Annotated in this window: 23 protein-coding genes; 13 read left to right on the top strand and 10 right to left on the bottom strand. The window is 57.5% G+C overall.

The features are described from left to right. Positions 1-137: 137 nt before the first annotated feature. Both SJY13_RS06445 and SJY13_RS06440 read left to right on the top strand, forming a co-directional pair. Complete coding sequence (locus SJY13_RS06445) at positions 138-881, top strand: DeoR/GlpR family DNA-binding transcription regulator (protein WP_377189113.1); 744 nt, start codon at positions 138-140, stop codon at positions 879-881. 37 nt (positions 882-918) lie between these two features. Beyond that, positions 919-2,607: a Na/Pi cotransporter family protein gene (locus SJY13_RS06440; protein WP_377189110.1), complete on the top strand. Its 1,689-nt coding sequence runs from the start codon at positions 919-921 to the stop codon at positions 2,605-2,607. A gap of 35 nt (positions 2,608-2,642) precedes the next feature. Here the strand turns inward: SJY13_RS06440 and SJY13_RS06435 are convergent, their stop codons facing one another. Continuing rightward, entirely contained in the window at positions 2,643-3,557 is a 915-nt protein-coding gene (locus SJY13_RS06435) for a LysR substrate-binding domain-containing protein (protein WP_377189107.1), read from the bottom strand. Positions 3,558-3,738: 181 nt separating this feature from the next. Between SJY13_RS06435 and ugpB the strand changes: the two genes are divergently transcribed. Genes ugpB through ugpC form a run of 4 tightly spaced genes read left to right on the top strand, consistent with a single transcriptional unit; the run spans position 3,739 to position 7,904 of the window. Continuing rightward, on the top strand, positions 3,739-5,049 hold the full coding sequence (gene ugpB / locus SJY13_RS06430) for a sn-glycerol-3-phosphate ABC transporter substrate-binding protein UgpB (protein WP_377189104.1): 1,311 nt from the start codon (positions 3,739-3,741) through the stop codon (positions 5,047-5,049). A 57-nt stretch (positions 5,050-5,106) separates the two neighbouring features. Next, on the top strand, positions 5,107-5,988 hold the full coding sequence (gene ugpA, locus SJY13_RS06425; protein ID WP_377189101.1) for a sn-glycerol-3-phosphate ABC transporter permease UgpA: 882 nt from the start codon (positions 5,107-5,109) through the stop codon (positions 5,986-5,988). A 20-nt stretch (positions 5,989-6,008) separates the two neighbouring features. Then, a complete protein-coding gene (gene ugpE / locus SJY13_RS06420) occupies positions 6,009-6,845 on the top strand; it encodes a sn-glycerol-3-phosphate ABC transporter permease UgpE (RefSeq protein ID WP_085822027.1) in 837 nt (278 codons plus the stop codon). Between the two features lie 3 nt (positions 6,846-6,848). Then, positions 6,849-7,904 carry a sn-glycerol-3-phosphate ABC transporter ATP-binding protein UgpC gene (gene ugpC / locus SJY13_RS06415; RefSeq protein ID WP_377189098.1) on the top strand — a complete coding sequence of 352 codons (1,056 nt, stop codon included), beginning with the start codon at positions 6,849-6,851 and terminating at the stop codon, positions 7,902-7,904. 81 nt (positions 7,905-7,985) lie between these two features. Here ugpC and SJY13_RS06410 read toward each other — a convergent pair whose 3' ends face one another. Further along, positions 7,986-8,456 (bottom strand): putative molybdenum carrier protein, encoded by a 471-nt coding sequence (locus SJY13_RS06410; protein ID WP_377189095.1) that lies wholly within the window; start codon positions 8,454-8,456, stop codon positions 7,986-7,988. A 227-nt stretch (positions 8,457-8,683) separates the two neighbouring features. On the opposite strand from SJY13_RS06410, the gene SJY13_RS06405 reads away from it, so the two are divergent. From SJY13_RS06405 to SJY13_RS06380, 6 genes are all read left to right on the top strand, one after another. Continuing rightward, on the top strand, positions 8,684-9,607 hold the full coding sequence (locus SJY13_RS06405; RefSeq protein ID WP_377189092.1) for a hypothetical protein: 924 nt from the start codon (positions 8,684-8,686) through the stop codon (positions 9,605-9,607). After that, positions 9,604-10,479: a HesA/MoeB/ThiF family protein gene (locus SJY13_RS06400; protein ID WP_377189089.1), complete on the top strand. Its 876-nt coding sequence runs from the start codon at positions 9,604-9,606 to the stop codon at positions 10,477-10,479. Before SJY13_RS06405 ends, SJY13_RS06400 begins: the two co-directional genes overlap by 4 nt. Then, positions 10,476-11,660: a hypothetical protein gene (locus SJY13_RS06395; protein WP_377189086.1), complete on the top strand. Its 1,185-nt coding sequence runs from the start codon at positions 10,476-10,478 to the stop codon at positions 11,658-11,660. Before SJY13_RS06400 ends, SJY13_RS06395 begins: the two co-directional genes overlap by 4 nt. Beyond that, positions 11,657-12,226: a hypothetical protein gene (locus tag SJY13_RS06390; protein WP_377189083.1), complete on the top strand. Its 570-nt coding sequence runs from the start codon at positions 11,657-11,659 to the stop codon at positions 12,224-12,226. Before SJY13_RS06395 ends, SJY13_RS06390 begins: the two co-directional genes overlap by 4 nt. Before the next feature lie 98 nt (positions 12,227-12,324). Continuing rightward, positions 12,325-12,762 (top strand): hypothetical protein, encoded by a 438-nt coding sequence (locus SJY13_RS06385; protein WP_377189080.1) that lies wholly within the window; start codon positions 12,325-12,327, stop codon positions 12,760-12,762. Continuing rightward, complete coding sequence (locus tag SJY13_RS06380) at positions 12,762-13,736, top strand: hypothetical protein (RefSeq protein WP_377189077.1); 975 nt, start codon at positions 12,762-12,764, stop codon at positions 13,734-13,736. Before SJY13_RS06385 ends, SJY13_RS06380 begins: the two co-directional genes overlap by 1 nt. Here the strand turns inward: SJY13_RS06380 and SJY13_RS06375 are convergent. Together SJY13_RS06375 and SJY13_RS06370 are read right to left on the bottom strand one after the other, a co-directional pair. After that, the gene (locus SJY13_RS06375; RefSeq protein ID WP_085821897.1) at positions 13,733-14,023 is read right to left on the bottom strand and encodes a YiaA/YiaB family inner membrane protein; all 291 of its coding nucleotides are present in this window, start codon (positions 14,021-14,023) and stop codon (positions 13,733-13,735) included. The genes SJY13_RS06380 and SJY13_RS06375 overlap by 4 nt on opposite strands. Before the next feature lie 43 nt (positions 14,024-14,066). Further along, positions 14,067-14,768, bottom strand: a complete 702-nt coding sequence (locus tag SJY13_RS06370) for a PspA/IM30 family protein (protein WP_377189073.1) — start codon at positions 14,766-14,768, stop codon at positions 14,067-14,069. A 112-nt stretch (positions 14,769-14,880) separates the two neighbouring features. Between SJY13_RS06370 and SJY13_RS06365 the strand changes: the two genes are divergently transcribed. Next, a complete protein-coding gene (locus SJY13_RS06365) occupies positions 14,881-15,492 on the top strand; it encodes a TetR/AcrR family transcriptional regulator (RefSeq protein WP_377189070.1) in 612 nt (203 codons plus the stop codon). Here SJY13_RS06365 and SJY13_RS06360 read toward each other — a convergent pair. The 6 genes from SJY13_RS06360 to SJY13_RS06335 form a co-directional block, all read right to left on the bottom strand. Beyond that, entirely contained in the window at positions 15,467-16,423 is a 957-nt protein-coding gene (locus SJY13_RS06360; RefSeq protein ID WP_377189067.1) for an NAD(P)-dependent oxidoreductase, read from the bottom strand. The two genes, SJY13_RS06365 and SJY13_RS06360, sit on opposite strands and share 26 nt — an antisense overlap. Positions 16,424-16,548: 125 nt before the next feature. Continuing rightward, positions 16,549-17,730 carry a mannonate dehydratase gene (gene uxuA / locus SJY13_RS06355; protein ID WP_377189064.1) on the bottom strand — a complete coding sequence of 394 codons (1,182 nt, stop codon included), beginning with the start codon at positions 17,728-17,730 and terminating at the stop codon, positions 16,549-16,551. Continuing rightward, positions 17,727-18,779 carry a Gfo/Idh/MocA family protein gene (locus tag SJY13_RS06350; RefSeq protein WP_377189061.1) on the bottom strand — a complete coding sequence of 351 codons (1,053 nt, stop codon included), beginning with the start codon at positions 18,777-18,779 and terminating at the stop codon, positions 17,727-17,729. The genes uxuA and SJY13_RS06350 overlap by 4 nt, the downstream gene beginning before the upstream one ends. Continuing rightward, positions 18,776-19,309, bottom strand: coding sequence for a Gfo/Idh/MocA family protein (locus tag SJY13_RS06345; RefSeq protein WP_377193583.1), 534 nt, complete (start codon positions 19,307-19,309; stop codon positions 18,776-18,778). Before SJY13_RS06345 ends, SJY13_RS06350 begins: the two co-directional genes overlap by 4 nt. Continuing rightward, on the bottom strand, positions 19,245-19,778 hold the full coding sequence (locus tag SJY13_RS06340) for a Gfo/Idh/MocA family oxidoreductase (RefSeq protein WP_377189058.1): 534 nt from the start codon (positions 19,776-19,778) through the stop codon (positions 19,245-19,247). Before SJY13_RS06340 ends, SJY13_RS06345 begins: the two co-directional genes overlap by 65 nt. After that, complete coding sequence (locus tag SJY13_RS06335) at positions 19,775-20,791, bottom strand: Gfo/Idh/MocA family protein (protein WP_377189055.1); 1,017 nt, start codon at positions 20,789-20,791, stop codon at positions 19,775-19,777. The genes SJY13_RS06340 and SJY13_RS06335 overlap by 4 nt, the downstream gene beginning before the upstream one ends. Between the last annotated feature and the right edge of the window lie 79 nt (positions 20,792-20,870).

Genomic DNA, 20,870 nt, shown 5'->3' with positions numbered 1-20,870 from the left:
AAACATAACAAAAATGTGGGATATTGTGGAAAATACCAACGTTAGTGTGGACTTTTCTTGTCCAGCGCGTATGACGCAAAGTTCTAGTGAGCAGACAACAACATATGACACCACAAAAAACCCTTTCCCCGAGGGAAATGCAACTGCTTGAAGTGCTTCGCCAATTTGGCGGCCATGCGCGGAATGCAGAAATTGCAGAATTCCTGGATGTCTCGGATGAGACGGTTCGGCGAGCGGTCAAATCCCTGTCAAAAATGGGTGTTGTTGCCCGTGGACACGGTGGTGTTCGTCTTCTCGAAACACGTCAGCAGACGGGGTTCTTCCAGCGTTTCAGCGAGTTTACGAAGGAAAAGAGCAAGATAGCCAAAGCGGTTGCAAAGGCTGTGCCCGACGGGGCCACCGTGTTTCTGGACGTTGGAAGTACAACCGCTATTGGTGCCGAAGAGCTGAGGGTCAGGCATAATCTGACCGTTGTGACCAACTCGACCAAAGTTGCGCATGAGTTGGTTGAGCATAACGGCAACCGCGTATTTTTGCTGGGTGGTGAAATGCGCAAGGATGAACTGGGTTCATTTGGCTTTGTGGCCGAGGCGCAGGCCCGCCGCTATTCCTACGACGTCGCTCTGCTCAGCGCGGACGCGTTAAATTCGAAGTACGGGTTTTTGTACGAAAACCCGGTTGAGGCCGAATTGGCCTCGGTCGTGTTGGAACGCACCAGCCTGGCGCTTGTGGCCATGGTTCATCAGAAGTTTGAGACAGCGGGACGGCATCAGGGTTTCGATCCCAGCCAGATCGGGCGGCTTGTAACGGATGTTGCACCGGGAAAGAAACTGGCGGCCAAACTTGAGCGCTGGCAGATTGATGTAGAGGTGGCGGAATGATCCGGTCTCACCGAGCAGAACGAAGGATGTGCTCAGAATGGCAATACTAGTCTTCCTGACGCAATTGGCGGGTGCAACAATGCTGTTGTTGTTTGCCGTACGCATGGTGCGCACCGGGATTGAGCGCAGCTATGGCGCGTCTTTCAAACGTGTTCTGACCCGCAACAACAGCGCCGTCGGTTCAAGTATGACCGGCATGGTAATGGCGCTTGTGCTGCAAAGCTCGGCCGCGGTTGCGTTGCTGGCGTCTGGGTTTGCTGCGGGTGGATTTTTGTCGTTTCCAGCCGGTCTTGCGATCGTGCTGGGTGGTGATCTGGGATCGGCGTTGATCATCCAGATTTTGTCCTTCCGCCTGGATTGGCTTGTGCCATTGCTACTGGCCGTTGGTGGATGGCTGTTCGTCAAGACCGAGCGTAAGAAACCCCGTCAGATTGGGCGTATCCTTATGGGGGTCGCCTTTATCCTGATATCCCTGCGCTTTCTGCGCGAGGCGATGGATCCGATCCAACACAGCGCTTTTTTGCCTGCCATTGCCGACTATCTAGTGCGTGATTACGTGACCGCGTTTCTTGTCGGCGGGGCACTGGCCTTTGTCATGCACAGCTCGGTGGCTGCGATCCTGATGTGCGTGACACTGGTGCAGATCGGTGCCTTGCCGTTTTCCGCCGGGTTGTCACTGGTGTTGGGGGCAAATCTGGGCAGCGCGCTGATCCCCGTGTGGCTGACACGAGGTATGGACATACAGGCACGGCGCATCCCCTTTGCCAATCTGGCGCTGCGGGGTGTTTGGGCGATCCTGTGCCTGTTTGCAGCCAACCTCGCCGTTCAGGCTGGTGTGTTGGGGGCAGGGTATCAGGGGCAGATGCTGGTCAATGCACATCTGGCATTCAACGCGTCTCTGCTGATCCTGTCGCTGCCGTTTTGCCAATTATTGAAGGGTCCGTTCGAGCGGATGTTGCCGGATGCACCGCGCCGGTCCGAACCCGAAGCCCGTGCAAAACCGGCCAGTGCGCTGGACCCGCAGTTGGCCGAGACCCCGACACTGGCCATCTCGGCGCTCAAGCGAGAGTTATTGCGGATGGCTGATCAGGTCGAGCTGATGTTCAGCCCCTTGCTGACCCTGTATCGGTCTGGTGAGATCGAGCAGATCAAGGCGGTTCAGACACTCGATCACGAGGTAAACCAAAGCCTGTCGGATATCCGGACCTTTGTGGCATCCTTGCCGATCGAGAAGATGGATAAGAAACACGCAGACGAGGCGCGCGACGTTCTGGAATATGCCGTCCGGTTGGAAACTGCGGGCGATGTCGTGGCCAAGCGCCTGACTGTTCTGGCGGCCGAGTTGCAAGAGACGGGCAAGCAGTTTTCGCACGAGGGATGGTTAGAGTTGCAGGAGCTGCACGAGAAAATTCTGGCCAATCTTAAACTGGCAACCAATGTTCTCATTTCGGAAGATATTGAAAGCGCGCGGCTTCTGAACCTGGAAAAAACCGAGATTAAGCGAGCCGAACGAGACAGCCGTAAACGTCACTTCCGGCGTTTGCAGAGCGGGCAGGTTGATAGCCTTGAGACCAGCGATATCCATCTAGAGACTCTTCGCGCGTTCCGTGAGTTCAACAGTCATATCGCGGCCATCTCAACACCGATTCTGTATGCCAATGGTCAGCTGCTGGAAACGCGCCTGATCGAGGACCTGCCGGAACGAGAGCGAAACACCGAAGTCTAAGACGCAAGCGGCAGGGGCCGGACGGAAGGATACCTTTATCCCTTCGTCGCTTCCGTCATAAAGGGGATCAGACTGTCGCTGAAAAGTTCTATGAACTCCAACGCCACCAGAGACGGTTGCTTGAGCACCGGGCGGACCAGAGACAGGGTATGAGGTAGGATCGGTCTGAAGGGTCGGAAACTCAGCCCCTGACCTGCATATTTGACCGCATCCAACTCGCTCACTATGGCGACGCCTACACCGTTGACGACCAGTTCACATGCGGCTGTGAACTGCCGAACCTCGATATGAGAATTCAACGTGACATCGGCGTCCTGAAACACTCGGGACAAGCGCCCGAAAAAGTCGCTGTCGCGCCGCGTATGGATGATCTGTTCGTCGGCCAGCAAGGATGGTGTTACTTCGTGCACCGATTCCAGCGTATGGCCTTCGGGGAATACGCAAACGGAACGAACATCGATGTTCCGGCTTTCGATCGCAGGATGCCCGTTGAACCCGTCGGTGATGCCAAAGTCATATTGCTCACCAATCATCCATTCAAAGATTCGCTCGGGCCGGTCCGGTTCGATGGTCAGGGTGACACCGGGCCTGTTCTTCAGAAAATCCGCCACAACGCCGGGCAGATGACTGGTTGCGAAACCGGGCAGGCAGGCTACGCGGATATGCCCGGCTTTGCGCTGCGTGATATCCTCGCTGACGTCTGAAATCTGTTTCATCAGTTCCAAAACGCGCTCAACATTCGGTTGCAGATACCGCACCTCTTGAGAAGGTACCAAACGCCCGTCGCGGCGGTCAAACAGCTGGAAACCCAGCGCTTGTTCCAGATCTGACAGCAACCGGCTGACCGCGGGCTGGCTGACACCAAGATCTGACGCCGCCGCCGTCATCGAGCCATTTGCGATCACCGCCACCAACGCCTCTAACTGCCGAATTCTTAAAACCTGGCCCATTTTCGATCCCGAACTGATACCTCAAAGCGAATTTCATAACACTATATTATGTTTGTAACAAAAAAACTGAACTTGAATTATGGTTTTTCGGCGATAACGTCGTAAAAGTATTAAGTACACCGTTTACGCGAAGCAGATGGTGTTAACAAAAAAGCATCCCTTGTGATGCGTGGGAGAGATCATGAATAAGCACATTCTCGGCGCGCTTGCCGTTTCAACCGCCTTGTCGCCGGTCATGGCGATGGCGCAGACCGAAGTTCAGTTCTGGCATGCCTTCACTGGCCGTTTGGGTGAACTTGTGAAAGCCCAGGTCGAGGAATTCAATGCCGGCCAAAGCGAGTATGTCATCGTGGAAAGCCACAAGGGCAATTACTCGGAAACCCTGAATGCGGGTATCGCGGCCTTCCGGGCCGGTGAGCAGCCCCACATTCTGATGGTTTTTGAAGTGGGAACCGCAACCATGATGTCAGCAGAGGGTGCAATCAAACCAGTGCACCAGGTGATGGCTGAAAGCGGCGCGTCTTTTGATCCCGATGCGTATATCGGATCGGTCAAAGGGTATTACACCACGACCGACGGCGATATGCTGTCGCTGCCTTTCAACTCTTCTACCCCTGTATTGTGGGTGAACCGCGACGCCATGCAGGCGGCTGGCGTGGACCCGGACACCGATTTGTCGACCTGGGAAAAGGTGGGCGATGTTCTGGATCAGCTGAAAGCTGGTGGCGAGGAATGCCCGCTGGTCACTGCGTGGCAAAGCTGGATCCACCTGGAGAACTTCTCGGCCTATCATGATGTGCCGTTTGCGTCTCAGGACAATGGATTTGCGGGCCTGGATACCGAATTAATGCTGAATAGCCCGGCGCAGGTTGCGCACCTGACCGCGATGGGCGATTGGGCCAAGGATGGCAAGTTCATCTATACCGGTCGTCGTAACGAAGGCGGTGCGAACTTCCGCGCAGGTGAATGTGCGCTGTTCACCGAAAGCTCGGCGGGGTACGCGGGAATCAGTTCCGAAGCCGAGTTTGAATTTGACGTGCGCCCACTGCCATATTGGGAAGCCCTGACAGCCGAGCCGCAGAATACCATCATCGGGGGTGCATCCCTGTGGGTTATGGAAGGGCATGAGGCCGATGAGTACAAAGGGGTCGGCGAGTTTCTGAGCTTCCTGTCTTCGGCCAATGTGCAGGCGGACTGGCACCAGAATACCGGGTATCTGCCCATCACCGCCGAAGCCGGTGTTGTCACCCGGGACTCCGGTTTCTACGACAGCAACCCTGGCACCGACATCGCTGTGATCCAGATGACGGCCAAAGAGCCAACAGCAAACTCAAAAGGCCTGCGTCTTGGGTCCTTTGACCAGATTCGCGGAATCATCGATGAAGAGCTGGAGGCCGTCTGGTCAGGCGACAAAACCGCACAAGAAGCAATGGACAGCGCCAAAGAGCGTGGAGACAGCCTGTTGCGCCGTTTCGAATCCGCCAACCAGTAAAACCAAAACAGATGCGGGCTCTTCGGAGCCCGCAATCTTTGCACCTAGGCCCCCAAGATGGAAAAACGCGTAACCTTTCGCGGCTGGCTGCTGCCGCTTGTGCTGATTGCACCGCAGGTCATCATCTCTGCCGTATTCTTCTTTTACCCGGCGGCGCAGGCGATCTGGCAGTCTCTTTTTATTCCGGACCCGTTTGGCCTGTCTTCCCAGTTCGTTGGACTGGGTAATTTTGAATTTCTTCTTAGCGACAAATTCTACCGTGCCTCGTTCCTGACGACGGCGATCTTCTCTACCCTCGTCACATTGTGCTCGATGATCCCAGCCCTGTTTCTTGCGGTGATCGCGGACCGGCTGATTAAAGGATCAGGCGCTTACCGCACGCTTTTGATCTGGCCCTATGCCGTTGCGCCGGCCGTCGCCGGTGTGCTGTGGCTGTTCATGTTCAACACACGGGTGGGTGTCATTTCGTGGTACCTCAGCCAGCTTGGTTATGACTGGAACCACGTTCTGAACGGGACAGAAGCGATGGGTCTGGTGGTTGTTGCCTCGGCCTGGGGCCGGATCAGCTATAACTTCCTGTTCTTCTTTGCGGCGTTGCAATCGGTTCCGCGCTCTGTGATCGAGGCCGCCGCGATTGATGGCGCGCATTTCTGGCGCAGGTTCTTTACGATTGTCCTGCCGCTTTTGTCGCCAACTGCGTTTTTCCTGCTGGTCGTGAATGTGGTTTATTCGTTCTTCGAAACCTTCGGGGTGATCCACACGATCACCGGGGGCGGACCGCAACAAGCGACGACCATTCTGGTCTACAAAGTGTTTTCCGACGGCTTTGTCGGGCAGGATTTGGGCTCATCCTCGGCGCAGTCGGTCATTTTGTTGATCGTGGTGGGCCTGTTGACCGTGATCCAGTTTAAGTACGTTGAGAAAAGGGTGCATTACTGATGGCTGCCCAACAACACGGTATGGTCGAAAAACGGGGTGCTGGCATCTGGCTGACGCATGCGTTGATGATCCTTGGGGTGCTGGTCATCTTCTTTCCGATCTGGCTGGCCTTTGTTGCCTCGACGGTTTCGCAACCCGAAATCGTCAGACCGCCAATGCCGATCTGGCCTGGGGATCAGTTCTGGGAAAACTACAAGGCGGCGCTGTTTTCCGGGGTGAACGTTCCCGTTGCAACGATGCTGTTCAACAGCCTGGTGATGGCAATCGGGATTGCGGTCGGCAAAATCGCGATCTCGCTTCTGTCGGCCTTTGCGATTGTCTATTTCAAGTTTCCCGGACGCACGACGTTTTTCTGGCTGATCTTCCTGACGCTCATGCTGCCCGTTGAAGTACGCATCGTTCCGACGTTTGAAGTGGTGGCCGGTTTCGGAATGCTGAACAGCTATGGCGGCTTGATCTTCCCCTTGATCGCGTCGGCCACGGCCACCTTTTTGTTCCGCCAGTTCTTTTTGACGATCCCGGATGAACTGGCCGAGGCGGCCCGCGTGGATGGCGCGCGACCGATGCGGTTCTTTATCGATATCGTTGTCCCGATGAGCCGCACAAATATTGCGGCGCTGTTTGTGATCCTGTTTATCTATGGCTGGAACCAATACCTCTGGCCGCTGCTGATTACCACTGACCCCGAAATGAACACCATCGTGATGGGCATCAAGCAAATGTTCCCATCCGGTGATGATGTCGCCAACTGGCCGGTGATCATGGCCACATCCATCCTGGCGATGATACCGCCGGTCATTGTTGTGGTGTCCATGCAAAAGCTGTTTGTACGCGGCCTTGTCGATAGCGAGAAATAAGAAATGGCTACAGTAACCCTTCAAGACATCAAGAAGAGCTTTGGACCGACGGATGTGATCCACGGTATCGATGTCGATATCCAAGATGGTGAGTTCATCGTAATCGTCGGCCCTTCGGGCTGCGGCAAGTCGACATTGCTGCGCATGGTTGCGGGGCTTGAAACCGTGACCGCCGGTGAGATCAGGATCGGGACTGAGCGCGCCAATGAAAAAGAGCCGATGGACCGCGATATCGCGATGGTGTTTCAGAACTACGCGCTCTATCCGCATATGTCTGTGCGTCAGAATATGGGATATGGGCTGAAGATTGCAGGTCTGCCGAAGGATCAGATTGATCAGAAGGTGACCGACGCCGCCAAGCTGTTACAGCTTGAGCCGCTGCTGGACCGCAAGCCCCGGCAGCTGTCGGGCGGGCAGCGCCAGAGGGTGGCCATGGGGCGCGCGATTGTGCGCGAGCCTGCGGTTTTCCTGTTTGACGAACCTTTGTCAAACCTAGATGCCAAGCTGCGGGTTCAGATGCGTCTGGAAATCCGCGAGCTGCAAGAGAAGTTGGGGGTCACCTCGCTCTATGTGACCCACGATCAGGTCGAAGCTATGACAATGGCTGACCGGATGATCGTGATGAACGGAGGAATTGCCGAGCAGATCGGAACCCCGCTTGAGGTCTATGAAACACCGCAGACCCTGTTTGCCGCGCAGTTCATCGGCAGCCCTGCCATGAATATCTTTGACGCCACGCGCGATGCCGGGTCGATCAGCGTCAGTGGGGTAGCTGTGGGCCCGTCTCAGGGTGAAGACGGTGCGGTAAAGCTGGGCATCCGCCCCGAGCATCTGGTCCAGGACGATAATGGCCCATTGGAGGCGTCGATTCAAATTGCCGAACCCTTGGGGGCAAACACTCTGTTGCACGGGCACCTGACAGCAACCGGCGATGCCATCACGATCAGCCTGCCGGGCGTTCATCCGATCGAAGAGAAACACCCCCTTATGCGGTTCTCGGTGCTTGCAGCACATATGCACCTGTTTGATCCGACAAGCGGCAACAGGCTGGGGGTGTAAAGGTGCTGACGATCCCGACCGGCCACGCAGTTCACAAAGGGCCAGCTGGACCCCATACGTGCATCGGATCTCGGCTGGGAATCAACCGCTCAGCCTGTCGGAGATCTGATCAAGTACCGCACGCGCACGTGCTCCGACCCCCGGTGCCTCGGATGCCCTCGGGCCTGCGATGTTCAAAACCTCTATTGGGGTCGAAGCTAACCAGACCCGTACCTGTTGAGCGCAAGTATCTGTGCCACCCCTAAGATCGACGATCAGATGCGGTTTCCCCGCGTCGATCGCGAAATCAACGGTTTGCAAAGTGCCGGGGCTGGTTGAGCCATCGATAAAAATCAGCGTGGCGTCAGCAAAGACGACGTTACGCTTTGTTCTTTCAGATACTGATTCTGTGGGCGTTTCGACCAGACCACTGAACTGATCTGGGATGCGGCCCGCTTCATTCGTTCGGCCTTTGGGCACCCAGCCGCCATAGGGCAGCCCGTTCTCGCGGGCAAATTCCAATGCCGCGATATCCACCCCCGTTTGTCCGCCTGAGGCGATCTTCATACTCATGCCTCTCGTCTTTTGACAAACCTAGCGAAGTGGTAAGTTTTCGGCAAATCAGGCGTTTCCGGTGGAATTCTGCACTTGCATTGGTCGGGCATACGATCCTTCATGGGCCAGCAGGGATGGCACTGATGAAAGGCGCTGTCTAAACAAAACTAAAACTGCCCGCAGGCAGTCAATTGCAGGAACAGGCATTGCTAAGCGCCATAATAAGCGCCGCTGGGCAGCGGTATATGGATATCCGGTTGAAGGCCTCCGGAGGCTACGCGGTTCGGATTGTTGAACGGCCAGGCCTGTGGATGCAACCGTCAGAGTTGGACAAACTGGTTGCTGACTTGCGTCAGGTGGCATCCAAGACGCTCCCTGCAGGAGAGCTCAGCTATGGAGTCTTTGCCGGGGATCGAGACCGGCTTGGGCAGTCGGTGATTACTCTGGTCACACGCCGCGCCGATCAGACGCCTGTGGCTTTTAATGCACTGGCGTTGATGGATGTCGATCTGGGGCATCGCTCTGAACAGGTGCTGCATCTGGGGCTGGTGATGGTGGACCCGAGCCTGCGCAGTCAGGGGTTAAGTTGGGTGCTGTATGGCCTGACTTGCGTTCTTATGCTGTTTCGCAATGGTATGCGGCCGCTTTGGATATCAAACGTGACGCAGGTGCCTGCGGTTGTGGGGTTGGTCGGAACCGGATTTGCCCGGGTGTTCCCGACACCTGAAGGTGGCGTGCAAAACCGGCGCAGCCTTCTGCATCTGCTGTTGGGGCGTGGCATCATGCGCCAGCACCGCAATGTGTTTGGCGTCGGGGATGAGGCCGGTTTCGACGAGGATCGCTTTGTGATCACCAACGCCTATACCGGCGGGTCGGATCACCTGAAAAAAACCCTCGCCGAGGCCCCGAAACACCGGGATCAGGCGGTCAACGATTTCTGCCGCGATCAACTGGATTACGATCGCGGCGATGACATTCTGCAGCTGGGTCAGATGGATACGCCAACCGCGCTGTCCTATGTCGGGCGCGAGGTCCCGCGCGGGTCTTTTGCCGCGCTGACGCTGGCCGTGGGCGCTGCAGTCCTGCAACGACTGGCGATGCCTCTGTGGCAATGGGCGGATACGCAGCGGGAATTCGGCATCCTGCGGCCAAGGGAAAAGAACGAATGACGGATTTTTCATACCAGGAATTCACAACGCGCAATCTTGGCTTTGTCACTGAGGTCGAGCAGGCCGCCCTGCGCAATTCCTGCGTTTTCGTTTGTGGTACAGGGGGGATGGGCGGCAGTGCCATCATGACCCTGATCCGAGCCGGGGTGGGGCGGTTGATCCTTGCGGACCTGGACAGTTTTGAGGTGTCTAACCTGAACCGCCAACTGTTCGCGACGCTGAAAACGGTTGATCAGGACAAGGCCATGGCCACGCGGGATCAATGCCTGCAGATTAACCCCGAGGCCAAGATCGAGGTGCTGGGCGCCGATTGGTCCGACCATGTGGATCGTCTGGTCGAGGAAGCGGATGTGGTGATCAACGGCACCGATGATCTTGGGGCCAGTCTGCTGTTGTATCGCACAGCGCGAGTAAAAGCGCGCACTGTGATTGACGCCTATGCCTCACCGCTGCCGTCCGTCTATGTCACCACGCCGGGCGATCCGATGCCGGAAGAGCGGCTGGCATACCCAACCCAAGGCACGGGCTGGAACGCGCTGACTCAAGACATGAACGCGGCAGCTTCAGCGGCTGAGGCCGAGTATGTGCTGACGCATTCCTCGTCCCGGCATCACGTCGATCTGGCGCTGGCCGGTGAGGTGATTGCCGGCACTCGCAGCCGCATGTCCTTTGCGCCGATGGTGATCATGGCGGGGACCCTGATGGGCGGCGAGGCCCTGAACGCCGTTCTGTGCCGCCCCCACGGCGCAGATTTTCGCGGCTGGTTTCTGAACCCTCATAGCGGCAGAATCGAAAGACCACTGCCTGGCCTGGTGGCCGCCGTGATGCGTCCACTCGTCCGACGGCAGATGAACAGGCTCCTGGCGTCATGACAGGCGGGGCGAGCTTTTTGGCGGACGCCTGGGTGTCTTTGTGTGCTGCGTTGGGCGCGGTGGTGGTTCTTCTGCGCCTGGGGGATATTGTGCAACGCCCAGAGATCGCCAGTCGGTTCCGGTTTTGCCTGTGGGTGCTTGTCATCCTGATGCTGGCCCGGATTGGCCATTGGGGCGGTTGGGGATGGCTCGTTTCAGTTGTCGCAAACTGTTGCGCGGCTTTGGTCCCTTTGGCCGCGCTGTTGTTGGCCGAAGGTTTGCTGCGTCGTCATGCTTCAGCGATCCTGAAACAGACCTGCGCCTGGGGCGCGGTTGCCTTTACCCTGTTGGGGCTGTTGCAGTTCAGCAGTCTTGAGGTCTGGCGATTGTTCGGCATGCTGCTGTTCCAATTGGTGGGACTGGTAGGCGTAGCCTTGTTCGTTCAACGCAGGGATCACGGCAGCCTGTCGCCCACCGAAAACAGCGCCATCAACCAGATGAGCCTGTCTTTTCTGCTGATCCTGCCCTTTCTTGCCACTGACTACATGCGGTTTCCGACGGTGGATGTCCCTGTTCGGCTGGGCGGTGTGGCGGTGCTGGTCCTGTGCTGGTTGTCGATCGGTCTGAACCGACCTGCGGTCACCGCACGGGACATTCTGCGCGGTTTTGTGTTTGTTTTTGCTGTGACCAGTTTGCTGACGCTAATCCTGGCCGGGCTTGTTTCGATGGATTTGCGGGCGGGTCTGCAGGTGATGGCGGTCATAGTGTCAGCCCTTGTTCTGCTTGCGATCTGGCAGGCAGCAACTGCCCTACGGACCGAAGATCGGCAGCTTGTCGCATTGCGCGAGATTGCCGAGGCCGACGGGCAAGGGCCCGAGGCAAGCATGGCGTTGCTGCGCCGTGCAGCGGGCGCTCCGGATGCGGTTCTGGTGGAAGAGCCTGATCTGTCGGATATGAACCTGACCGACCTGCGCGCGCGGTTTGATGAAACACCGGTTCTACAGTTGGGGACGACGAGTGATGAGCAGGTCAACTGGCTGTTTTCCCGTTTCGATGCCACACATGCCGTTCTGCTGTCCGCCGATCCTTTCCGTGTGGCGATGCTCAACAGTCCCGACATCGCTGTATTGGACAGCTCGGGCGCAGGTTTGCGCGCTGTTCAGCGGATGGCGTGCATCCTTATGACCGCGGGGCACAGATGATCGAGATAAAAGAACGCGACTTTGCCAACTTTTTTGCGGCCCCATTCCACGCTTATGGTACAGATACGCCTTACGTCTCGCCCATGAAGGCCGATTTGCAGCGGTTTCTGTCAACTAAGAACCCTATGTTCCCGGACGCCACACGCTATACCTATTTCACTGCTCTGCGGGGTGGGCAGCCTGTTGGCCGGATCACGGCCCATCTGCATCAGGCCTCAAACGACCTGCATCATGAAGCGCGTGGATGTTTTGGCTTTTTCGATTGCGTGGATGATGGTGAGACGGCGGAAGCCCTGCTTGTGGCGGCCGAGAACTGGGCCCGCAACATGGGCATGACGCGGCTGACCGGAAACTTTAACCTGACCGCGATGCAGCAGGCCGGGGTGATGACAGACGGTTTCAACCATGCGCCTTATACCGACCAGATATGGGGCCCGCGGCACCTGCCCAAATTGCTTGAGGCAAATGGGTACATCCGCCATTTTCCGATGACCACGTTCGAATTGCGGCTCGACAGTCACCCGGCCCCGAAGGTGTTGTCAGATTCGCAACGTGCGCATTGTTAGGGCAGGGGTTTGCCTTCGCGCCAGTCAATCGTTCCACCATTGCTGAGCGGCTAGAGGACGCCCGCACCATTCTGAATCGAAGTTTCAGGGACAACCCGATGTTCGTGCCTGTCTCGGCGGAAGAGTTCAGCTTTCAGGCGAAAGACCTGAAGTGGATCATGGACCCGCGGATATCTAAAGTCGTGCATTACCAGGGCAAGCCTGCGGGCGCTGTGATTGCTATCCCCGATCTAAATCCGCTGCTGCGGCGGTTGGGATCCCGATTGCGTCTGTCTTTGCCCTGGCACTATCTGCACTACAAGGCGCACCGGGATCGTGCCGTGGTGATCTTTCAGGGTGTCATGCCCGAGTTTCAGGGTCAGTCCGTCAACCCTTTGATGCTGGGTGAGATGGCGCGCGATATGATCGCTGCGGGGTATAAAACTGTTGGTGGCACCTGGATCGCTGATGAAAACCACGCCAGCCTGCGGCAATCCGAAAAAGCCGGTGCCAAGCCTTTGCATCGCCTGCATCTGTTTTCCAAGGAGCTGTCGTGATGGATCAGACAGAGTTCCATTCGGTCGTGGCCAACGCAATGCTTGCGCCTTCAGCCCATAACACGCAACCGGCGCGGTGGTCGCTGCGCGACGGAGGGATCGAGATCCTGGCCGATCTCTCTCGACGTTTGCCCATCGGTGATCCAACCGATCGTGATCTTGAGGTCTCCTGTGGGGCTGCGGTCGAAGCCACGGTTTTGGCGTTGGCGGCGCATGGCGTTGGGGGAAACGTCACCCTCTTGACCGCACCCGATGAAAACGGCCTGCACCCGATTGCTCGGGTTATGCCAGGCGGAGAGGTCAATCCTGAAGATGCCGCACTGGCCGCGCAGATGGGACAGCGTCTGACGCATCGGGCGGGGTTTGCGCCGACGGGCTCGACAGCCTTTCAGAACTGGCAGGCTGATCACATGACATTGGTGACGGCACAGGAGCAAATCGACTGGCTTGCGGCACAAATCGACATCGCCTCGGCCCGGGTGATGCAGTCAAAACCATTCCGGACAGAGTTGCTGAGCTGGATGCGGTTGCGCAAAGATTCTGTGGGGTATGACAGGGACGGGTTGAACCGAGAGGTTTTGGCCATGGGTGGCACGACTGCCAAAATCGTACCTGCGATCCTGGGAACAGGCCTTTTTGATTTGCTGTCCCTGTTGGGCCTGGGTCCAAGCTTGTCCGGTGAAGCCGCGCGTAGCCGCGGAGCAGCGGCGATGGCGTTGTTTCACTGGCCGGCCAACGAGTTGAATGTTGATGCGGGGCGTGCGTTCTATCGATCATGGCTTCTGGCCAGCGCGCGTGGCCTCGTGGGGTGGCCTGCTGCGGCGCTGGCAGATGATGCGGCGACGCGCAAAGCAGTGTCGGACCGGTTCGCTATCCCGAAAGACCGGGTGTTGTTCAATACTTTGCGGCTGGGGGTCGCAAACGGAACCACCCCCAGCCGCACGCGTTTGTTCTTGCGCGATGTCATCGTTTAGGCAGCGATATTGTCGCCAACCTCTTTCAGCAGCTTCTCGGTCTTTGCGTCCTCGATCCTGTTGTGCAGACGCTGAGATTCTTCACGGTCGCGCAGGGTTTTGGTGATCGATACAGTGGTGTGCACCAGCATCAGCGCGGACATTGAATAAAAGCCTTTTGCCGCAAAGCTTGCTTCGAGAAAGTATATGCCACCGGCCATCATTCCTGCGGCAACCACAAATGAGATGATGGTGAACATGTTCCATGCGTTGGACTGGGGCAGGTTCAGGTTTTCTTCGCTGTTCATTTTAATATTCCTTTTTTCAGTATGTTACGTTTGGTTCTTCACGTCAGCTTGATTTGGATTTCCCGGATTTCTGCGCCTTCTTCTTCAGGCGCTCAAGCACGTCGTCAGTGCTAGTCCGCAGGGGTTGACCACAGCCGGCCTCGGCCAGACGATCCTGGACGTTTTCCGCCGAACCGGTTGTTTCCAACTCGGTCATGGCGCGGGCGGTTGCATCCATCTCGCCTTGACGCTCTTGCAATCGTTGCAGCGTGTCTTCGGCCTCGCGCAGGGTGGATAAACCGCTGTCAGGGGCCACCTGTTGCAGGCGCTGTGTTTTGTCGGTGGCAGCGGCCAGACGTTGGCCGCGCTGCAACTGCCGCAACCGGGTCTCGGCTTCACGCAGGACAGTGCGCAGCCGGGCAATTTCCGTGTCGAACCGGGCCTGAGCCTGCGTGGACACGTCGCGTTCAGCCTCAAGGTGGGCGATGGTTTCGGCCGCGTCACGCGCCAGATCTTCGCGGTTTTTCTGCAATGCATCCAGCGTACGTGTTTCGAGGTCCGCGATCTGCAGGGTCAACCGGTCATGCTGTTTCTTTTCTTGCTCGTTCTGCGCCATCGCAACGGCGACGGCCTTGCGGGACATTTGGACCGCATGGGCGCAATCCCTGATTTGCTGGCGCAGAATGGGCAAGGCGTGGCGATCTGTTACCACGGTCGCTGCCTCAAAAGCCCGGCCTCTTAACAATGTGGCAAATTGTTTGAACATCTTTGGCTCCTCGTTTATGAACATTGTTCATGAGGTGAATGTGCAATATTCCTGAACGTTGTTCAAGAATAAAATTGAACGCCGTTCAAAAAAATCGAAACCGGAGGTGTAAGTGGCTAAAACAAAAAGAGAAATTCTGAAGGAAAATCTTCTGAATGCGGCCGAAGAGAGGATCAAAACCCAAGGATTGGCCGCCTTGCGCGCCCGTGACGTTACCAAAGACGCGGGATGTGCTTTGGGTAGCTTGTATAATGCCTACGAGGATCTGGACCTTTTGGTTCTGGCGGTGAATTCCCGAACACTTGCGCGGTTGCATACGTCTTTGCAGCAGGCGTCAGCCTCAACCGAAGTGCCGGAAGAAAGGGTGCTGGCTCTGGCGCTGGCTTACCTTGAGTTTGGCACCGCGAACCCAAACCTGTGGGCGGCTTTGTTCGATCATCACATGCCGCCCGATGTGTCTGTTCCAGATTGGCACCTGGACGAACACGCGCTGCTGATCGCTGATGTTGTCAAGCCGCTGTCCCGGATCACTCCGGAAATGGACGATCAGGCGTTGGCCTTGCGCGCACGGACTGTATTTTCCGCCGTTCATGGGATCGTCAAACTGTCGCTTGAAGGCCGGTTTGTCGCTCTGGACCCGGAAGCTCTTAGGTTTGAGCTATCCGAGTTCGTCCGACAATACCTGCGTGGGCTTCGGTTCAGCGATGCAGCTCTGCGCCAATGATCTCTTCGATGACTCGGGTGCAGATCCAGTTGTCACCTTCGGGGTATTTGGTCTTGCCCGCATGAAATACCTGCATCGCAGAAGAAGCGGTTTGCATCGGGACCCCAAGCTGGGTGGCCAGCTCAAGTGAGATGGTCAGGTCTTTGTGCATAGTTGCGATATGACTGCCGGTGCCGACAAACTGCCGGTCGATGATGTTTTCAAGTGCGTTGTTAACCACTCCGCAACCCGCACTGGACGAGGCGAACACGTTCAGCAGAACCTCACCGCTGACGCCGGCTTTGGCGGCCAGCGCGGCAGCCTCGAAGGTGGCTGAAAAAATCGAGCCAATCAGCGATTGCAGGCAGGCTTTCACAGTCTGACCGTCACCGGGATTTGTTCCAACCCGGTGGATTGTGGCCGAGACGGCCTGCATCGCATCGGCGTTCTGGTCCAGCACGTCCGGCTGCCCAGCCGCCATCATCGTCAACGTGCCGCCCTGCGCGCCGGGAAACCCGCCCGAAACAGGCGTGTCGATCAGATTGATGCCCGAGCCAGCCATCTCGCTGCCAATGGCCACAACTTCGTGTGGTTTGATCGTGGCAGACAGGATAACCGTGCCGCCGGGGGCCATATTGGCAACCAGCCCGTTGTCGCCCAGAATAACCTCACGTGCCTGATCGCCGTTCATGACCATTACGAACACACAGGCGGCGTGGGTCCCGACCTCAGCAACGGACGGTTTGGCCATACCGCCCATCTCTGTAAAGGCGGATATTCGGGTATCGCTCAGATCAAACCCGGATGTTTCAAAGCCATTCTTGATAAGGTTCTTGGCAAGGCCGCTGCCCATATCGCCAAGACCAATTACACCTGCGGTTTTCATGGAAACCTCCCGTTTTTTGCGGCTGCGAACGGCGCAGGCCGACGTTTCGAAAAATGATGCCTGCACGCATCGGATTTCACGGGGATTTCACACGCCGGTTAAGACGTCGGGCGGGTCCGGAAGACACCCCGCTGCCCGTTTAGGTGCCTCTACTAAACGGTGAACGCCGCTGTGACGCAAGAAAATAGATTTCAGGCACAGGCGGCCAGGATCCCACGCAATTCAGCCAGGCCGCGTAAACGCCCGATCAAAGGGTAGCCAGGCGTGCTGTGTCCTCCCAGATCGCTTAGCAATTCCTGACCGTGATCCGGGCGCATCGGGATTTGCCAATCCACGCGCCCTTCGGATATTCGCCGCCTCTGTTCTTGCACCAGCGCGCGGATAGTACCAACCATATCGGTATCACCCTCAAGATGTGCAGCCTCGTAAAAATCGGGCTTTTCCAGGTCTGATCCCGCAATCCGCTTGGTGTTGCGCAGATGAACAAAGTGAATGCGCGCACCATGCCGCTGGACAAATCCGGCGCCGTCGAAATCAGCGGCCACGCCCAGCGATCCGGTGCACAGTGTCGCCCCGTTGGACGGCAGATCGACGGCCTTCAGGACCTTTCCGTAATCATCCGTGCTGGACATCACACGCGGCAGTCCCAGCAGGGAAAAGGGCGGGTCGTCGGGATGGCAACATAATCGCAGGCCCAGATCCTGCGCGAACGGGGCGACTTCGGCCAGAAAATCGATCAGGTTGGCGCGCAAATGGTCTGGGGTGATATCCTTATAGGTTCCAAGCAGCGCCCGGACATCTTCAACGCTCCACTGATCGTTTGATCCGGGCAGCCCGGCAGTGACGTTGTGTTGCAACGTGATCTTGGCTTGATCGGTCATGTCCTGAAAACGGGATAAGGCTGCGTCTCGCGTATGTTCGGAATAGTCTTGCGCCGCATTGTCCCGGTTCAGGATATGCAGGTCGAACACCGCGAAATCGGTGAGATCGAATAACATAGCTGTCCCGCCATGGGATTGCGGTGCGCGTAGTGAGGTTCGCGTCCAGTCGAGGATCGGCATGAAGTTATAGCAGACAACCTGAATGTCGCGATCGGCAAGGGCTTGCAAGCTGGATTTGTATGCGGCGAGATGGGCGGACATGTCAGCCGATTGTGTCTTGATGGCCTCGGACACAGGCAGGCTTTCGACCACGTCCCATTGATATCCGGCGGTGGCCAGAAGGTTCTGCCGATCTGCGATGCTTTGCTTGTCCCAGGCCGTTCCAGGTGGAATGTGGTGCAGGGCGGTGACGATCCCCTGGACCCCGACTTGATGAAGGTCGTGCAAGGCAATCGGATCATCCGGTCCAAACCAGCGCCAGCATTGTTTCATGGCAACCATCCTTGATATAGCGGGTGGTCAGGGGGGATTGGCAGGGTCACCCGATCACCTGTTCGCGCAGCGTGATAGATCGCGGTTACAAGGGCAACCGACGCGATGCCATCCTCTAACGTGACGGCCGCGTTTGGGACGCCGTTCAGCGCCTTGGCAATTTCAGTGAAAAAACCTTGGAACGCGGCAGGTTCACAGGGTGCTGCGTTCAGCGCCGCATCAATCACTGCCTGATCGGACGGATCGCGGGCGGTAAATGTCCACAGTGCGGAACCGGGGGCATAGGGTTCAACACCGGACGTGGCGGTCAGGTGTTCGAACACAATGCGCAGGCGTGTTTCATCCGTCGTAGCACCCAGAGTGATATTGCTGGTGCATAATGCACCAGACGTCAGGCTAAATGCGATGGCGGCGCAGTCTTCGGTTTCAATTGGGTTAACGCGCGTCGTGGCCATGGCCGAGACCGAAGCGACTGGTCCCGCGAGGTGGGTCAGAAGGTCGTGGTTGTGGATGGCATGGCCCAACACGGCACCGCCGCGTTCCCCCTCCCATGTGCCACGCCAAGGGATGGCGTAATAATCCGCCCCCCGCGACCAATGCGTTTCCAGCGCAGCGGTGTGAATCTGCCCGGTCAGACCGGTGGTCTGCAGATGGCGCAATTGGGCAAAGGCGGGACCCCAGCGGTACTGAAACACCGGAAAGATTTGCCTGCCGGCGTGTTTCGCTGCGGCCTTCATCCGGTCTGCATCCGCCATCGACGTCGCCAGTGGTTTCTCGCATACCACATGCTTTCCAGCGGCCAGCGCATCCAGCGTGACCGGAACATGCAGGTGCGGCGGCAGGCAGATGTCGATCACGTCGATTTGCGGATCGGCAAGGGCGTCGGCAATATCGGTCATCGCCGCAAAGTCGCTTGACGCCCGGATCTTTTCGATCCGGTCCACGTCCTTGTCGACAATGGCGGCAACCCTAAAATCGCCACCAAGCTGCCGCAGAGCGCCCAGATGCTGGCTGCCGATACCAGCCCCGAGGATTGCAATATTTATCATGGGGACTCAGCCATTTCCTGCGCGCGCAACGCCAAATCCATGACAGTAAAGCAATGCGCCTGCGTCATCGCGGTTTCAGACCGGTGCTTGATGTCATGCGCGAGGCGCGAAAAGTATGGCAGCCCTGCATCTGACGCGTCCTGTTTCTTGCAGGTCTCACCGTTGACCAGGATCAGATGATCCGTTCCTGCAGCACCCCCAACATCAACGTTTTTGCGCAGCTCGATATACCCTTCGGTCCCAAGCAGGGTCAGCCGTCCGTCACCCCAGTTTGGCAAAGCGTCCGGGGTGAACCAGTCGACCCGGATGTACCCGGTGCCCAGCGCGCTGCGCAGGTTCAACTCGCCGAAATCCTGCAGGCCCGGATCTGCCGGGTTGGCATAATTCGCGACGAAGGCGTTGGTGATTTCAGCCGAGGTTGACCCAGTGTAGTGCAAGAACTGATCGATCTGGTGTGAGGCGATATCAGTCAGAATGCCGCCATAGAGATCCCGTTGAAAGAACCATTCGGGCCGGGTCAGCCGGTTCAGCCTGTGCGGGCCAAGGCCGATGGTTTGGACAACCTTGCCGATCGCCCCAGAGTTCGACCAACTCGGACGCTAATGTGCTGACCGGCGTTTCGAACCGTTCCGAGAAATTGACCGACCATATTCGGCCCGTGTCGGACACTGCCTGACGGATGTGGTCCAATTGCTCAAAGCTGGTGCAACCGGGCTTGTCGCTCATGACATCCATACCGTGCTGCATCGCCTGAACGGTCAGATCAGCGCGGTCAGCAGGAATGGCCGAAATCAGAGCAAGGTCGGCCCCGCAATTCAACGCGTCTTCAAGCTGGTTCAGGCGCGGTATCTCAGGAAACCGTTTGACAAAGCCGGGCAGGGTGGCGGGCTCGCCTAGGGTCCAATAGCCAACGCACCTGACACCAGCTTTCGCCATGTTCTCCGTCATGCCGTAGATATGGCGGTGGTCCAGCCCAAGGGCGACGCAGGTCAGGCTCATGAGGCAACTTTCGTTCTCTGGCCAGTCCGGCTGGCGGTTTGCATGGCGTCGATCACGGCATGAGACAACAGCGCACTGCGGGCAGGGGCCAAAGGTGTGGTGCCCGAGGTGATCGCGCGGGCAAAATCTTCGATCACCGATTGGTGCCATTCATGTGTAAATGCCATCGGATCAGCGCCGCCGCCCGTGGATGCCGTTTCGCCAAAGCTGGTGGTTTTCCCGTCCAGATAGGTGATCAACAAAACCCCGGATCCCAGCTGGGCCGTTGCCTTGGCGCCCTGAATGGTGATGGTTTCAGCACTGCCCGGAAAATCAGCTGTTGTGGCCATCATCGTACCGACGGCTCCGCATTCCATTTCGAACAGGGCTCCGGCCCAATCCTCGGCCTCTAGCTGATGCAGCGGCGTTTGGGCCATCAAGGCCTGCACCGACGAGATCGGGCCAAGCAACCATATTGCAAGATCCAGCGTATGGATCGCCTGCGAGATCATTACTCCGCCACCGTCACGCCCATATGTTCCGCGCCCTGGTGCATCATAATAACTTTGGTCCCGCCACCAGGGGACACGGATATCCACCGTGGCAATGTCACCAAGTTCGCCCGCCATCAGCGCGGTTCTCAACGCGGCAGAGGCGGCGCGGGCCCGGTGCTGAAAAACGATGGCCAAAGGAACCGATGCGTCCTCGCACAAGGTGACGATTTCCCTTGCGGTGGATAGCGTCCGTTCAATCGGTTTTTCCATCAGGATGGGTTTGCCCGCGGCGGCAAGCGCGCGGACCAGTGGCAAGCGTTGATCCGGTGGCGTTGCCACAATGGCGAAGTCGATGGCAGGATCCTGCGCGATCTCTTCTACACTGTTGTAAGCGCGCGTTTTATGCTGGGTCGCGAAAGCGACCGTCCGGTCCGGGTCACGGCCCAACACGCCGGCCAGGTTCAGACCGTGCCCCGAGGATTGAATGGCCGCGACATGCGTGCTTGCCACCATACCCAGGCCAATCAAAGCAATATTCATCGTTCCCCCCGGTCACGCATTTTATCGCCTGATTTTGCATCGAAAAGATGCGGGCGGCAAAAAGAATGTTAACATGTGC

It is taken from the genome of Ruegeria meonggei, from assembly GCF_042768335.1.
In the GTDB taxonomy this organism is placed as follows: domain Bacteria; phylum Pseudomonadota; class Alphaproteobacteria; order Rhodobacterales; family Rhodobacteraceae; genus Ruegeria; species Ruegeria meonggei.
This window is presented reverse-complemented; position numbering and strand designations above follow the sequence as displayed.

Excerpts from the sequence above, each read along its gene's own strand:
- SJY13_RS06370 (WP_377189073.1), bottom strand. The coding sequence starts at position 14,768 with ATGTTCAAACAATTTGCCACATTGTTAAGAGGCCGGGCTTTTGAGGCA.
- SJY13_RS06400 (WP_377189089.1), top strand. The coding sequence starts at position 9,604 with ATGACGGATTTTTCATACCAGGAATTCACAACGCGCAATCTTGGCTTT.
- ugpC (WP_377189098.1), top strand. The coding sequence starts at position 6,849 with ATGGCTACAGTAACCCTTCAAGACATCAAGAAGAGCTTTGGACCGACG.
- SJY13_RS06385 (WP_377189080.1), top strand. The coding sequence starts at position 12,325 with ATGTTCGTGCCTGTCTCGGCGGAAGAGTTCAGCTTTCAGGCGAAAGAC.
- SJY13_RS06335 (WP_377189055.1), bottom strand. The coding sequence starts at position 20,791 with ATGAATATTGCTTTGATTGGCCTGGGTATGGTGGCAAGCACGCATGTC.
- uxuA (WP_377189064.1), bottom strand. The coding sequence starts at position 17,730 with ATGAAACAATGCTGGCGCTGGTTTGGACCGGATGATCCGATTGCCTTG.
- SJY13_RS06440 (WP_377189110.1), top strand. The coding sequence starts at position 919 with ATGGCAATACTAGTCTTCCTGACGCAATTGGCGGGTGCAACAATGCTG.
- SJY13_RS06390 (WP_377189083.1), top strand. The coding sequence starts at position 11,657 with ATGATCGAGATAAAAGAACGCGACTTTGCCAACTTTTTTGCGGCCCCA.
- SJY13_RS06395 (WP_377189086.1), top strand. The coding sequence starts at position 10,476 with ATGACAGGCGGGGCGAGCTTTTTGGCGGACGCCTGGGTGTCTTTGTGT.
- SJY13_RS06380 (WP_377189077.1), top strand. The coding sequence starts at position 12,762 with ATGGATCAGACAGAGTTCCATTCGGTCGTGGCCAACGCAATGCTTGCG.
- SJY13_RS06405 (WP_377189092.1), top strand. The coding sequence starts at position 8,684 with ATGGATATCCGGTTGAAGGCCTCCGGAGGCTACGCGGTTCGGATTGTT.
- SJY13_RS06375 (WP_085821897.1), bottom strand. The coding sequence starts at position 14,023 with ATGAACAGCGAAGAAAACCTGAACCTGCCCCAGTCCAACGCATGGAAC.
- SJY13_RS06340 (WP_377189058.1), bottom strand. The coding sequence starts at position 19,778 with ATGAGCCTGACCTGCGTCGCCCTTGGGCTGGACCACCGCCATATCTAC.
- SJY13_RS06445 (WP_377189113.1), top strand. The coding sequence starts at position 138 with ATGCAACTGCTTGAAGTGCTTCGCCAATTTGGCGGCCATGCGCGGAAT.
- SJY13_RS06410 (WP_377189095.1), bottom strand. The coding sequence starts at position 8,456 with ATGAGTATGAAGATCGCCTCAGGCGGACAAACGGGGGTGGATATCGCG.
- SJY13_RS06435 (WP_377189107.1), bottom strand. The coding sequence starts at position 3,557 with ATGGGCCAGGTTTTAAGAATTCGGCAGTTAGAGGCGTTGGTGGCGGTG.
- ugpE (WP_085822027.1), top strand. The coding sequence starts at position 6,009 with ATGGTCGAAAAACGGGGTGCTGGCATCTGGCTGACGCATGCGTTGATG.
- ugpB (WP_377189104.1), top strand. The coding sequence starts at position 3,739 with ATGAATAAGCACATTCTCGGCGCGCTTGCCGTTTCAACCGCCTTGTCG.
- SJY13_RS06350 (WP_377189061.1), bottom strand. The coding sequence starts at position 18,779 with ATGATAAATATTGCAATCCTCGGGGCTGGTATCGGCAGCCAGCATCTG.
- ugpA (WP_377189101.1), top strand. The coding sequence starts at position 5,107 with ATGGAAAAACGCGTAACCTTTCGCGGCTGGCTGCTGCCGCTTGTGCTG.